Raw genomic sequence first — 13,854 nt, 5'->3', positions numbered from 1 at the left:
GCACACAGTGAACCTCCTCCAGCGGCTGGCCCTCGGGGCTTCATTCTTCGCCATCGCAGTCAGCGGCGCCCTCGCGGCGCCGGCTGCCACGCACAACAGCGCTCCCAATCAATTCGTCGAAGCTGACGGCGTGCGTTATGCCTATCGACAATTCGGGGCGCAAACGGGCGTTCCCGTTATCTTGCTCCAGCACTTTCGCGGCAATCTGGATTACTGGGACCCGGCCGTGACCGATGGCCTGGCAAAGCAACGACCGGTCTACCTGTTCGACAATGCTGGCGTGGGCCTCAGTAGCGGCGAAACGCCTGATTCGTTCGAAGGCATGGCCGACCACGTCGCCGCATTTGCCCGCGCACGGGGCTTGAAGCAGGTTGACGTACTTGGCTTTTCAATCGGCGGCATGGTGGCGCAGGAAGTTGCGTTGCGCCATCCGCAGTTGGTGCGCCGGCTGATCCTGGCAGGAACGTCGCCGCGCGGCGGGATTGCGGGAAATGATCCTCGGGTTCCCGAAATCGCGCTTCGCGAATCCATCGCCACGCTGGAAGAAACGGCTTACCTGTTCTTTGATCCAGCGCCGTCCAGCCAATTGGCGGCACGGGAATTCTGGGAAAGGCGCCACCAACGCACAGAGGGCCTCGACAAGCTCAATTCGATGAAGGTCATCGCAGCCCAAGGAGCAGCGCTGGGCAAGTGGAACGCTCCTGGCGATGGCACTTTTGCGCAACTGAGCAAGATTACCCAGCCAACCCTGGTGGTTAACGGCAGCAAGGACATCATGGTCCCCACCCAGAACTCGTTCACGCTGCAACAGCACATACCGAACGCCAAACTGCTGATCTATCCAAACTCGGGGCACGGTGCGTTATTCCAATATGCCGACGATTTCGTGCAGCAAGCCAATGCCTTCCTGAACTGAGCCCATACTCAGCTCAGGCCCACCATGCTGCGCCACGGAGTCACCCATGCGTATTTTGATAGTAGGAGCCGGATCGACCGGTGGATTTTTCGGTGCCAAGCTCGCCAGCGCCGGTCGGGATGTCACGTTCCTTGTGCGACCGCAGCGACTGAGCCAGCTGGAGCAACATGGCCTCTGCGTAAAAAGCCCGGCCGGCGACATCGAAATACAACCGCAGCTCATCACATCGGCGCAAATCCAGGGCCCTTTCGACATCGTTCTGCTGGCGGTTAAAGCCTATGCGCTCGACTCGGCCTTACGCGACATGGAGGCTGCCATTGGTCCTGACACCGTTATCCTGCCGTTACTGAACGGAATGCGGCATATGGACGTGATCGCAAAACAATTCGGTGCAGACCGCCTGCTGGGCTGCGTCTGCAAAGTCGCGACGAGTCTTGACGAGCATGGCCACATCGTCCAACAGGGCACGTTTAACGATATCGCCTATGGCGAGTTGGACGGCAGCGACTCTGAGCGAATCACTCTTGTGCACGCGTTCATGCAGGACGCCGGATTTGACGCAACAACGTCGAAGACAATCTTGAGAGACATGTGGGAAAAATGGACGCTGCTCGCCGCCATGGGAGCGATAAATTGCCTGATGAGAGGCAGCATTGGCGATGTTGCATCCGTCAAAGGAGGTCATGCATTCGCGATGCGTGCGATCGATGAGGTGGTGTCGATTGTCCGCGCCGTGGGTCAAGAACCGAGCGAACCGTTCCTGACGCAAGCTTATCGTCTTCTCACACTGGAAGGCTCTCCACAGACATCGTCGATGTACCGGGATCTGATGGCGAGTCGAGGCATCGAGGCCGATCAGATCATTGGAGACCTTCTGGTAAGGGCCAATGCGAAAGGCCTGGAAGCGCCGATATTGGCCTTGGTCTATACGAACCTGCTGGTTTACCAGGCTCAATCGGGCAAGTGATATCGAGAGGATCGGCAAGTCGCAGCTTCAGCGTCGAGGTATTTGCTTCAGCTGCTCACTGTTTGGGTCGCTCAAGGATCAACCTGAGCCATGAGTTCAGGGATGGTTTCCTTGCGATTGGCATAGCGCTGCGCCAACACGGCGCAGACCATCAGTTGAATCTGGTGGAACAGCATCAACGGCAGGATCAACACACCCATGGTGCTGCCGGCGAACAGGACCTGGGCCATCGGCACGCCGGTGGCCAGGCTCTTCTTCGAACCACAGAACAGGATGGTGATGCGGTCTTCCTGATTGAAGCCGAACGCCTTGCCCAGCACGGTGGACGCCAGCAAGACCAACGCCAGCAAAATGCAGCAAGCGACCACCAGTCCGGCCAGTTCCCAGAGTGGTATCTGATGCCAGATCCCTTCGATCACCGCCTCGCTGAACGCGCCGTAAACCACCAACAGGATCGAGCCCTGGTCGACGAATTTCAGCCAGCTCTTGTTGCGCGCAACCCAGGCGCCGATCCAGCGTCGAGCGATCTGTCCGGCAATGAACGGCAGCAGCAGTTGCACGCTGATCTTCAGAATTGCATCGAGCGTCGAGCCGCCTTCGCCGTGCACATTCAGCAGTAAGGTCACCAGCAACGGCGTGAGGAAAATCCCGAACAGGCTGGAGGCCGCCGCACTGCAAATCGCCGCCGGAATATTCCCGCGCGCCAGGGACGTGAACGCAATCGCCGATTGCACCGTAGCGGGCAGCGCACAAAGGTAAAGCATGCCCATGTACAGGTCGGCACCGATCATCGGCGACAGCAAGGGTTTGAGCGCCAGCCCAAGCAAGGGGAACAGGACAAACGTCAGGCTGAACACCAGCAAATGCAGGCGCCAGTGGCCAGCCCCGGCGATGATCGATTCACGCGACAGTTTGGCGCCGTGCAGGAAAAACAGCAGGGCAATGGCGATGTTGGTCAGCCAGCCAAAACCGACCGCGACCTGACCGCTGGCGGGCAGCAGGCTGGCGAGAATCACCACGCCGATCAGGGTCAGGGTGAAGTTGTCGGGTAAAAAACGGGGGCGGGTCATCGGTATTATCCGGTGGTGGCGAGGGGCGTGGGTCGACTCTAACGCGCCTGCCGATTACCGACTAACGCTAACAAGCCAGTAGATATCGCCTAACGGACATAACGTTGATGCGAATGTATTCATCAGCAAAAACAACGGGGGGCGGCAACTTCATGCGGACGCGGTACTCGACCATGACACAAATCAACTGTAGGAGCCGGCTTGCCGGCGATAGCGGTGGGTCAGTCCACATATTTATCGCCTGAAAGGACGCTATCGCCGGCAAGCCGGCTCCTACAAGGGAACGAGTACACCCGAAGAAGCCGGTTGGCTGTTAGTCAATCATCCTCATGCAACTTGATGCCCCTGGCATGCAGCAAATGCGGCACCACCAGCACCAGCAACGTCAACGCCAGAAACGCGGCGGAAATCGGTTGTGTCAGAAACACCGTCCAGTCGCCCTCGCTGATCGACAACGCGTTACGCAGTTGTTTCTCCGCCATCGGTCCCAGCAGCATGCCCACGATCACCGGCGCGACGGGGAAGTCGAACCGCCGCATCAACACCCCGCCCCACCCGATTGCCAGCATCAGCAACAGGTCGAAAGATGAGTGACGCATGCCATACACGCCGATGGTGGCGAACACCAGAATCCCGGCATTCAGATAAGGCCGGGGGATTTGCAGGAGTTTGACCCACAGCCCCACCAACGGCAGGTTCAGCACCAGCAGGATGACGTTGCCAATGTACAGCGAGGCCACCAGGGTCCAGACCAGTGCACCCGAGGTTTCAAACAGCAGCGGCCCCGGTTGCAGGTTGTAGTTCTGGAACGCCGCCAACAGGATGGCTGCCGTGGCGGAAGTCGGGATACCAAGGGTCAGCAACGGCACCAACGAACCGGTGGCGCTTGCGTTGTTCGCCGCTTCAGGGCCGGCCACGCCCTCGATGGCGCCCTCGCCTTTGTTGGCGGCAAATTCTTTCGGATACTTGCTGAGTTTGCGCTCGGTCGAATAGGACAGGAACGTCGGAATCTCCGCACCACCAGCCGGAATCGAACCGAAGGGAAAACCGATCAGTGTCCCTCGCAGCCAGGCCGGAACCGAGCGCTTCCAGTCGGCGCGCGTCATCCACAACGAGGACATGCGGTGTCGGCCGGAAGCCTCTTCTTTCTGATACAGCAGGCTGTACAACGCCTCGCCCACCGCAAACAGCCCGACCGCCACCAGCACAACTTCGATGCCATCCACCAGCTCCGGGACGCCCAAGGTGTAACGAGCGATACCCGAGGTCGAGTCCAGCCCGATCAAACCGATGGTCAAGCCAATCCCCAGGGATGCAAAGCCGCGCAACATCGACGCCCCGAGCACCGCAGACACCGTCGTGAACGACAGCACCAGAATCGCGAAATACTCCGCAGGCCCGAACTTCAGTGCCAGTTTCGCCACAATGGGCGCGAACAAGGTCAGCAGAACCGTGGCGACAGTGCCTGCCACAAAGGACCCGATGGCCGCCGTGGCCAAGGCCGGCCCCGCTCGACCATTGCGGGCCATGAGGTTGCCTTCCAGGGCCGTGACCATGGAAGACGATTCCCCTGGGGTATTGAGCAAAATGGAAGTCGTGGAACCACCGAACTGAGCGCCGTAGTAGATACCGGCGAACATGATCAGCGCGCCGGTGGGATCGACCTTCGCGGTAATGGGCAGCAACAGCGCCACAGTCAGCGCCGGCCCGATGCCCGGCAAGACGCCGATGGCGGTGCCGAGCAGGCAACCAATGAACCCCCACATCAGATTGATCGGCGTCAGGGCCGAGGAAAACCCCATTGCCAGGCTTGCGAGAATATCCACCCTGTTGATCTCCTGCGGCCTGAATCAGATCCAGGCGTTGACAAGCGGCGGAAGGGAAACCCCCAGCCCGGCATTGAACAGCCAATAAATCGGGAGCGTCAGGGCAATGCCGATGGCGAGATCGCGCAGCGGATGACGACTGCCGAAACCCCTCGCCGAACAGGCAAACAACAACGCGGCCGACAGGACAAAGCCAATGAGATTGATAAGCACGGCAACGCCTAGCAGCCCCCCCGTCACCCAGGCCACCCCCGCTTTGCCGCCAGGCACCACTTTGGCGGATTCGTCATCGTGATCGGCCAGTTCGCGAAAACCGCCGGTGACGGCTTGAAAGCACAGAACCACCCCCACGCCCGCGAGGAATACCGCCACGGCGTAGGGATAGACGTACGCCCCCAGGATGACGAACCCCATCTCCTCGGGAAACAGAAAGGCGCCGTAGCCCAGCATGGCGCTAATGGCGAGCACACCGACGCCAATCGCCAGTTGCACCGGCACGATTGCACGCGATTGACTCATGGCTTGACCAGCCCCACTTCCACCAGCATTGCCCGCAGCCGCACGTGCTCCGCATCGACGAATTTGCCGAACTCGTCACCGGTGAGGATGTTGGGCGACCATTTGTTGGTTTCGATGTTGTCTTTCCAGACTTTGCTGTTGGCGGCCGCCACCACGGCGTCGGTGACTTCCTTGCGTTGCTCGGGCGTGAGGCCCGCGGCACCGTAAACACCACGCCAGTTGCCGATGATCACGTCATACCCGCTTTCTTTAAGTGTCGGGGCATCGATGCCTGCAACGCGCTCCGGTGCGCCGATGGCGAGTACACGGAACTGATCGCTCCTGATGTATTGGCCAAGTTCGGCATAACCGCCGGTGATGACTTTGATCTGCCCGCCCAACGCCTGGGCAACCACTTCCCCCCCGCCGGCGAAAGCGACGTAATTGACCTTGTTGACCGGAACGCCCATTTTCGCGGCCAGTTCAGCAATACCGATATGATCGATCGAGCCCTTGGAGCCCCCGCCCCAGGCAATGCTGGTCGGTTTTTCCTTGAAGGCTTTCAGCAAGTCGTCCAGGGTTTTGAATTCGGATTCCTTGCGCACCGCAATTACGTTGTACTCAGTGAACAACCGGGCAATCGGCGTCACATCCTTCAAGGTAATCTGCGGGTTGTTCTGCTCAATGCCAGCAACCATGATCGCGCCCATCACAAGCAGCGCATCCGGATCGCCCTTGGTGCTGTTGGCAAACTGCGCCAGCCCCAGCGTGCCCCCCGCGCCGCCCTTGTTTTCGAAGGTGACGGATTTGGCCGCGTTGGCTTCAATCAAGGCTTTGCCCAGCACGCGTGCGGTCTGGTCATAACCGCCCCCCACCGAACCTGGGGCCATGAACTTGACGGTTTCCAGCGCAAAGGCAGGCGTTGTGAGCACAGCGGCAGTGACGACAACCGCGAGGCAAAGGGTGGATCGACGTAACGATGCGAACATGCGTTTTCTCCCGGGACTTTTGTTTTTATGGGGCGCCGGCTGAACGTCGGTCCGGACATAAATCCGGATCGTTGAACAGCCATCTCGGGATAAGCGTAGGCCATGGTTGGAATGGCGGCATACAACAGTGAATCAGTTCATTTCAGGAAGACGCCTGCATGGACGCGCGGCGCGTTGCACGGACTCAAAATGGTGGCCGTCGCGGTGGGAGCAGTTGCAGGGTTACGGGATGGCTTTTGAGCGCCATTGACCGGAATTGACCCGCTGACACTGCCCCTTCCCTGACTCGCACAGTCAAGGAAAGGGCAATCACCCTCAGGTATTGGTTTTCAACTTGGTCCACAGACGCGTGCTCAACCGCGCAATCGCCGCCGGCAGTTCCTCGACAGTGAACAGCTTGTCCAGCACGCTCTTCGGCGGGTAGATCGCCAGGTCCTGCTTCACGGCCGGGGTCACATATTGATCCGCAGTGAGGTTGGGGTTGGCGTAGTGGATGCTGTTGCTGATGTTGGCAATGACTTGCGGCGTCAGCAGGTAGTTCATGTAGGCGTAGCCGTTTTTCTCGTGCGGCGCGCTTTTGGGCATGACCACCATGTCGAACCACAGGGTCGAGCCTTCGTCAGGAATCGAATAGGCGATGTCGATGCCGTTGTTGGCTTCCTTGGCGCTGGCGGCCGCCTGAACGATGTCGCCGTTGAAGCCGATCACCGCGCAGACATTGCCGTTCGCCAGGTCACTGATGTACTTGGATGCATGGAAGTACTGCACGTACGGCCTGATTTTCAGCAGCGCCTGCTCGGCTTTCTTGTAGTCCGCCGGTTCGTGGCTATGGGGCGGCAGGCCCAGGTAATTGAGGGTGATTGGCAGGATTTGCGTCGGGTTATCGATGATCGCCACGCCGCACTGGCTGAGTTTCTTGATGTTTTCTTCTTCAAAAAACAGCTTCCAGGAATGGGTGACATCGGTGTTGCCGAAGATCGCCTTGATCTTCTCGACGTTGTAACCGATCCCCGCCGTGCCCCACATGTACGGATAGCCGTACTGGTTGCCCGGGTCATTGACCTCGAGCTTTTTCATCAACGCCGGATCCAGGTTTTTCCAGTTCGGCAACTGGCTCCGGTCGAGTTTCTGAATGGCCCCGGCCTTGATCAGGCGCGACAGGAAATGGTTCGAAGGGCTGACCACGTCGTAGCCGGTGTTGCCGGTCATCAACTTCGATTCCAGCACTTCGTTGCTGTCGTGGATGTCGTAAGTCGCCTTGATCCCGGTTGCCTGGGTGAAGCTGGTCAGGGTGTCTTCGGCGATGTAGCCGTTCCAGTTGGAAATATTGACGACTTCGTCGGCGTACGTGGCGGCCGACAACGTGGTCAGTACAACCATCAGGGGAATTGTGTTCACGCGCATGTTCAATCACCTTATTGATGAGCTTTTGTTGTTTTTTGATCGCCGGGGTTTCTAGATTTCTGTTCTGGCCCTGACCGCCTCCACGCGCATGCGAAGCATGGCACCGATATCGAGCAAAGGCTTTGGCGGCAGCCAGCCCGGTTGCGCCCTGCGCATGACCGATTCGAGGATCGGCGAGCTGGTGCCCGAGGCCATTTCGGCGAGCAATCGCCCCCACAGCGTGCCGCGCGCGACACCCGAACCATTGCAGCCGGCCACCGCAAACACGCCCTCTTCGACCTTGCCGAAATAGGGTTGCCCGGTGCGCGAGGCGCTCAAATGTCCGGTCCAGGTGTACTGGATGTCCTGCTCGCCCAAAAACGGAAAACGCCGTTGCAAGCCGAGCACATGGTGTTTGCGCCGATGCAGCAGTTCACTGTCGGTCAGATCACGGGAGCGGTACTCCGCAGTGTTGCGGATCATCACGCGACGGTCCGGGGTCAGGCGCACCGTGGCGCCGAGCGGCCGGGTGGAGAGCACGCCCCACGGTTCGACGGCGCCGATGGACTGGAACTCTTCATCGCTGAGCGGACGGGTAAGGCTGGCGCTGAGTTCCATCGGGAAGGTTCCGCTGTCCTCTATGCCCGACCGGGGAATGAACGCATTCAGGCACACCAGGACTTGCGTCGCCTCGATGCTGCCAGCGATGCCATTGGCGCGAATTCGACCTTTGCCCAGACGCTCCAGGCCAGTGATGTCGGTGTTCTCGAACACGGTCACGTTGTCCGGCAGTGCATCCAGCAAGCCCTTCACGTATTTCGCCGGTTGCAGCAGCGCGTTGCCCTGACCGCACCAGATCGCGGCCTGGTAGTGCCGGGTGCCGAGTTTTTCGCTCAGCTGTTCACCTTGCAGAAACTCAGCAGAGGCACCGACGGCGCGTAGCGTGGCCAGTTTTCCCTCGACATCGGTCAACTTGCCTGGGTCGCTGACCGCGAAGAAGTAACCGCAATCCCTGAAGTCGCATTCGATACCGTGACGGGCGATGCGTTGGCGCACTTCGTCGCTGGCAGCCCGTGAAATCGCGGTGTCCACCTCATAACCGGCAAACCCGTGGTTGCCGATCAACTCGTCCCTGGTCGGGTGCTCGTGGCCTACGACAAAGCCTGAGTTGCGCGCCGAAGCGCCCTGCGCCGCGCGCTGCCGGTCGACGATCACGATCCGCGCCTGAGGGTGCAATTGCGCGAGCGAGTGCGCGGCACTCAGCCCGGTGATACCGGCACCGATAATCAGCCAGTCGGCTTTTACCGTGCCATTGAGAGGACCGCGAGCGGCTGAACTTCCCGCCTGCGCAATCCAGCCACATTCATTGGTCATGCCTCACCTCATTGACTATCATTCTGCGAGCGCATGCCGTAATCGCATGGACGTTTCCGGAAAATGCTCGCCAGAGCTAGAATCTATAAGGCCTGTAGTGATACAACCAACGTTATAAAATCATCGAGCCATTCATAAAACGCATGGATAAAATTCGCCACGTTCCTTCGCTCCAGGCCTTGCAGGCGCTGGTGGAAGTCTCCGACTCGGGCAGCTTCACCCAAGCGGCGAGCAAGCTGTGCCTGACCCAAAGTGCGGTGAGCCGAAAGATTCAGCTGTTGGAAAGCCACTTCGGCGTGCCGATGTTTGCGAGGAACAGCCGCCATGTGCGACTGACGCCGGAAGGCGAACAGGTGTTGGCAACCGCACGAAATATCCTGGCGCAACTGAAAACCCTGGAGGACCGCCTCTCGCCACAGGAACGGCCCTTCCGCATCCGCATGCATGTGTCGCTGGCGGTTCGTTGGTTGCTGCCGAAGTTGAGCGAGTTTTATCGAAGTCATCCGCAGGTTTCGCTGTCGATCGAGACCGTGGCGACAGAAGTGGTGGAGCCGGCCATCGACAGTGATGCGTACATTCTCTATCTACCCGAGCCGTCTGCTGATCCGGATAGCCTGACCTTGTTCAAGGAAGCGTTGGTGCCGGTGTGCGCGCCCGGGCTGGGCACCTCGACGCGGCCATTGGCAGCGGTGGAAGACCTGGTGAGTTTCCCGCTGTTGCATCGTTCGGCGGACCGCAATGATTGGGCTCAGTGGTTGTCAGCCAATGGCGGCAGGCCGTTGGAGGATTACCGGCACATCCCCTTCAACCTCGATGAACTGGCACTGGACGCGGCGGCGCGAGGATTGGGTGTGGCGATGACGGATATGACGCTGGCAGGCGAGTCGATAGAGCGAGGGGTACTGGTTATCCCGTTTGGCCGGCCGTTGGCAACACGCGGTATTTACGCGTTGAATCTGCAACCTTCAGCCGTTGCTCATCCGGCTTGCGCGATGGTTCTGCAATGGTTTGCGCAGCAGGCTGAAAGGGAAGCCATTGAGTGTTAGTGCCCCCACCGGCCCCATCGCCGGCAAGCCGGCTCCTACAAGGATTCGGTACAAACACCACGTACCTGTAGGAGCCGGCTTGCCGGCGATGGCGGTCGCAAGATCACCGCAAAACCCAATGGCCGTGCATTACAAACTTGTCATCGACTTGTCAGCGTAGCCAGCACCCTCGCTTCCTAAAGTGGCGTCGTCAGTCACCCACACCGGGTGACGCCTCCCACTGATGATGACAAGGGTCGATACCATGAAACCATTGAACAAACTCTGCCTGATCGCCGCCAGCCTGCTGATGCTCGGCACCGGCTCCGCCATGGCCGGCGACATCGCGCCGGTCAAGGCCGACAACGTCGTGCTGGTACACGGTTCCTGGGCCGATGGCTCGAGTTGGGCAGACGTGATTTCGCGATTGCAGGCCGCCGGATTGCACGTCACCGCCGTTCAAAACCCGTTGACCTCGGTCGCCGATGACGTCGCCGCCACGCAACGTGTACTCAACCAACAGGACGGCCCGACGGTGTTGGTCGGCCACTCCTACGCCGGCACCGTGGTCAGTGAAGCCGGGGTCAATCCAAAGGTCAGCTCGCTGGTCTACGTCGCGGCCCGCGCCCCGGACGCCGGGGAAGATTTCGTCGCCCTGTCAGCCAAATACCCGACCATGCCCGTGCGTGCCGGCACCGAAGAACACGACGGTTTCGTCAGCCTGAAACAGGATGCCTTCCTCAAATATTTCGCCAGCGACGTGCCCCACGACAAAGCGATGCAACTGTTCGCCGTGCAGCAACCGATTGCCAAAACCCTGTTCACTGATCGCACCACCGCAGCCGCCTGGCACAGCAAACCGTCGTGGTACGCAGTCTCTAGCCTCGACCAGACCATCAACCCGGACCTCGAACGCTTCCTCGCCAAACGCATGGCCGCGACCACCATCGAGCTGCCGTCGAGCCATTTATCGCTGGTTTCCCATTCCAAAGAAATCGCCAACCTGATCCTCGAAGCCTCCGGCCGCCAGCCATAACGCCAAGCCCGGTTTCATTACAACTTTGTCATTGAACTGTTGGTCGGCTGTCCGGATCGCCTGGTTAACCTGAACTCACTGTCAGGCCATTCCCGGCAGCCAACCTGAATAGAGAGACACCTCATGAAAATGTTAATCCTCGGTTTCGCCGCCTTCCTCGCCACCGGCTCGGCGTTTGCCGATACGCAGACCACTGCGCCGGTGATCCACGACAAGACCGGTTTCTTCGTGCACATGGACGTCGCCAAAGTCCTCGCCAGTACCGACATCTCGCAGCAATGCGGCGTGATCCCGGCGCGACTCGACTACCTCGACCACCAGGGTCGCGAGCACGTCCTCGATTACCAGGTCAACGGCACGGGCTGCACCAACGATCATTGATCCGGCTACACTGGCGCCAATTGGCTGAGGCACAAACCCCATGAATATCCTGGTAGTCGAAGACGAACCCAAGGCAGGCAATTACCTGCTCAACGGCCTGCAGGAGCTCGGTTACTCCGTCAGCCTGGCGCGGGACGGCATCGATGGCCTGCACCTGGCTCTGGAGCACGATTTCGATGTCATCGTGCTGGACGTGATGATGCCGAAAATGGATGGCTGGGAGGTTCTGCGCCGCTTGCGCAAGGAAGCCGACACGCCGGTGTTGTTTCTCACCGCGCGGGATGACATCGCCGACCGCATCAAGGGCCTGGAACTGGGCGCCGACGATTACCTGATCAAGCCTTTTTCCTTCGCAGAACTGGTGGCGCGCCTGCGCACCCTGACCCGCCGCGGCCCCACCCGCGAAGAAGAACAACTGCAGGTGGACGACCTGCAGATCGACGTGCTCAAGCGCCGCATCACCCGCGCAGGCGTGAAGATCACCCTGACCAACAAGGAATTCGCCCTGCTGCATTTGTTTGCCACGCATCAAGGCCAGGTCTTGTCGCGCTCGATGATCGCGTCACGGGTCTGGGACATGAATTTCGACAGTGACACCAACGTCGTCGACGTCGCCGTGCGTCGCTTGCGCCTGAAAATCGATGACCCGTTCCAGCTCAAGCTGATCCACAGCGTGCGCGGTATCGGCTACCGCTTCGACACCCAGGCATGAGTCGCCTCCGCCATTCCCTGACACTGCGCCTGGCGCTGGTGTTTGCCCTGCTCGCGTTTGTCTCGCTGACCCTGTTGGGCGTGGCGCTGTACCGCGACCTGGAGCGCGAGCTGATCCGCCGCGACGACGCGGCCCTGGTGAACCGCATCGATCAACTGCGCACCTTCCTCAACGACAGCAATACGCTGGAGCTGATCCGAACCAAACCGGCGCTGTTCCAGAACATGCTGGGCAATCGCGAAGCCCTGCTGACCATTGGCGCCCCCGGACAAAAACCGCTGCTGGTGATCAATCCCGGCAACCTCGCCTTGCCATCGCTGGCACCGGTGTCGATGGACCATCCGTTGAGCCTGGCCGATGTGCAGCACTATCCCGGCGTGGACGGCGTCCCTTTCGCGGCCGTCGCGGCGACCATCGAATCCGACGACATGGGCAGCTTGCAGGTGGTCACCGGACGCCTGATGACCGAGCGCACCGCCGTGCTCGCCCGCTACCGCCTCAACGTGTACCTGTTCGCCAGCGTGGCGGCGATTCTGCTGGCGCTGTCCGGCTATCTGCTGGTGCATCGCGGCCTGCTGCCCGTGCGACGCCTGGCCCGGCATGCCCACGGCATCGGCGTCGGCAACCTCACCGAGCGCCTCGATGGCCAAGGCGCGCCACGGGAGCTGCTGCCGATGATCGACGCGCTCAATGCAATGCTCGACCGTTTGGGCAAGGGCTTCGTGCAACTGGGTCAGGTCTCGACCGACATGGCCCATGAATTGCGCACGCCGATCAACAACCTGCTCGGCGAAACCCAGGTTGCGTTGCAGCAGAACCGCAGCGTCGAGGCCTATCAGCAACTGCTCGCCTCCAACGTCGAAGAGCTTGAGCGTCTGGCGCGGATGCTCGACAACATGCTGTTTCTGGCGCGTACCGACCCGGCCAGTGCCCTGAGCCAACGCCAGGAGCTGGATGCCGCTGACGAAATGGAACGTATGGCCGACTATTTTGAAGGGCTGGCGGCGGATGTCGGGATCAGCATCGATGCCCAGGGCAGCGGCGTGATCTGGGCTGAGCCGATGCTGCTGCGCCGTGCGTTGGCCAACCTGTGCGCCAATGCCATCAAATATGGCGCGGCGCATTCTGAGTTGGTCATTCGCGCCATACCTTCGGCTGAGGGGATCCGGGTGGTCGTGCGTAACGTTGGCCAGACCATCCCTGCCGAGCACCTGCCCCGGCTGTTCGAGCGCTTTTACCGGGTAGACGAATCCCGCGAGCGTTCGGCTCATTCCAATGGCTTGGGGCTGTCGATCGTGGCGACGATCATGCAGTTGCATAACGGGGCTTACAGTGTTAGCAGCAGTGAGGGGGTGACGTGTTTTGAGTTGTTTTTTCCGGGGCGGCGGGTGGGTGAGTGAGGTTTGGTGTTGTCGCGGTTGGTGTGAATATCCGTTTTTTTGGTGATGGCGGCTATTGGTTTCGCCCTTACGGCGAGTCACTTGGAAGAGCCCCAAGTAACCAAGGGCTCTTGCCCCTTTCGTTCGGTGCCTCGCTGTGGCTCGGCATGCCCTCGCTCCGGTCCTGCTCCGTGGGCCCGCCGCCATCGGCCATCCATGGCCGGGGGCGGCTAACCCGGCATCCATGCCGGGTTGCCCACTGCGCAGAACCTCCACTCGGCCTCTCGAGGGGGCGCTC

At 60.3% G+C, this 13,854-nt stretch carries 13 protein-coding genes; 7 read left to right on the top strand and 6 right to left on the bottom strand.

Annotation, left to right across the window (positions count from 1 at the left end; all coding sequences use genetic code 11):
* Positions 1-7 precede the first annotated feature (7 nt).
* Entirely contained in the window at positions 8-916 is a 909-nt protein-coding gene (locus KGB25_RS26770; protein WP_223437385.1) for an alpha/beta fold hydrolase, read from the top strand.
* Between the two features lie 46 nt (positions 917-962).
* Positions 963-1,883 (top strand): ketopantoate reductase family protein, encoded by a 921-nt coding sequence (locus KGB25_RS26765; protein ID WP_223437383.1) that lies wholly within the window; start codon positions 963-965, stop codon positions 1,881-1,883.
* Between the two features lie 71 nt (positions 1,884-1,954).
* On the opposite strand, the gene KGB25_RS26760 is transcribed toward KGB25_RS26765, so the two are convergent.
* The 6 genes from KGB25_RS26760 to KGB25_RS26735 all read right to left on the bottom strand — a co-directional run bounded on the left by KGB25_RS26760 (position 1,955) and on the right by KGB25_RS26735 (position 9,023).
* Positions 1,955-2,953 carry a bile acid:sodium symporter family protein gene (locus KGB25_RS26760; RefSeq protein ID WP_008032437.1) on the bottom strand — a complete coding sequence of 333 codons (999 nt, stop codon included), beginning with the start codon at positions 2,951-2,953 and terminating at the stop codon, positions 1,955-1,957.
* Between the two features lie 317 nt (positions 2,954-3,270).
* Positions 3,271-4,779, bottom strand: a complete 1,509-nt coding sequence (locus tag KGB25_RS26755; protein WP_008032438.1) for a tripartite tricarboxylate transporter permease — start codon at positions 4,777-4,779, stop codon at positions 3,271-3,273.
* 24 nt (positions 4,780-4,803) lie between these two features.
* Positions 4,804-5,298 (bottom strand): tripartite tricarboxylate transporter TctB family protein, encoded by a 495-nt coding sequence (locus KGB25_RS26750; protein WP_008032439.1) that lies wholly within the window; start codon positions 5,296-5,298, stop codon positions 4,804-4,806.
* A complete protein-coding gene (locus tag KGB25_RS26745; protein WP_207286392.1) occupies positions 5,295-6,266 on the bottom strand; it encodes a Bug family tripartite tricarboxylate transporter substrate binding protein in 972 nt (323 codons plus the stop codon). The genes KGB25_RS26750 and KGB25_RS26745 overlap by 4 nt, the downstream gene beginning before the upstream one ends.
* Positions 6,267-6,581: 315 nt before the next feature.
* The gene (locus tag KGB25_RS26740) at positions 6,582-7,670 is read right to left on the bottom strand and encodes a polyamine ABC transporter substrate-binding protein (RefSeq protein WP_223437381.1); all 1,089 of its coding nucleotides are present in this window, start codon (positions 7,668-7,670) and stop codon (positions 6,582-6,584) included.
* Between the two features lie 51 nt (positions 7,671-7,721).
* Complete coding sequence (locus tag KGB25_RS26735; RefSeq protein WP_223437379.1) at positions 7,722-9,023, bottom strand: NAD(P)/FAD-dependent oxidoreductase; 1,302 nt, start codon at positions 9,021-9,023, stop codon at positions 7,722-7,724.
* A gap of 143 nt (positions 9,024-9,166) precedes the next feature.
* Here KGB25_RS26735 and KGB25_RS26730 point away from each other — a divergent pair, with 143 nt between their 5' ends.
* From KGB25_RS26730 to KGB25_RS26710, 5 genes are all read left to right on the top strand, one after another.
* Complete coding sequence (locus KGB25_RS26730) at positions 9,167-10,069, top strand: LysR substrate-binding domain-containing protein (protein WP_223437377.1); 903 nt, start codon at positions 9,167-9,169, stop codon at positions 10,067-10,069.
* Between the two features lie 244 nt (positions 10,070-10,313).
* Positions 10,314-11,084 carry an alpha/beta hydrolase gene (locus KGB25_RS26725; RefSeq protein WP_223437375.1) on the top strand — a complete coding sequence of 257 codons (771 nt, stop codon included), beginning with the start codon at positions 10,314-10,316 and terminating at the stop codon, positions 11,082-11,084.
* Between the two features lie 123 nt (positions 11,085-11,207).
* Positions 11,208-11,465, top strand: coding sequence for a DUF2790 domain-containing protein (locus KGB25_RS26720; RefSeq protein ID WP_223437373.1), 258 nt, complete (start codon positions 11,208-11,210; stop codon positions 11,463-11,465).
* Positions 11,466-11,505: 40 nt separating this feature from the next.
* Complete coding sequence (locus KGB25_RS26715; RefSeq protein WP_008043704.1) at positions 11,506-12,177, top strand: heavy metal response regulator transcription factor; 672 nt, start codon at positions 11,506-11,508, stop codon at positions 12,175-12,177.
* The gene (locus tag KGB25_RS26710; RefSeq protein WP_223437370.1) at positions 12,174-13,577 is read left to right on the top strand and encodes a heavy metal sensor histidine kinase; all 1,404 of its coding nucleotides are present in this window, start codon (positions 12,174-12,176) and stop codon (positions 13,575-13,577) included. Before KGB25_RS26715 ends, KGB25_RS26710 begins: the two co-directional genes overlap by 4 nt.
* Positions 13,578-13,854 lie beyond the last annotated feature (277 nt).

Origin of the sequence: Pseudomonas sp. BF-RE-21 (assembly GCF_019947305.1) — a bacterium.
Classification (GTDB): domain Bacteria; phylum Pseudomonadota; class Gammaproteobacteria; order Pseudomonadales; family Pseudomonadaceae; genus Aquipseudomonas; species Aquipseudomonas migulae.
The sequence above is the reverse complement of the archived record's forward strand: the minus strand, read 5'-3'. Positions and strand labels throughout refer to the sequence as shown.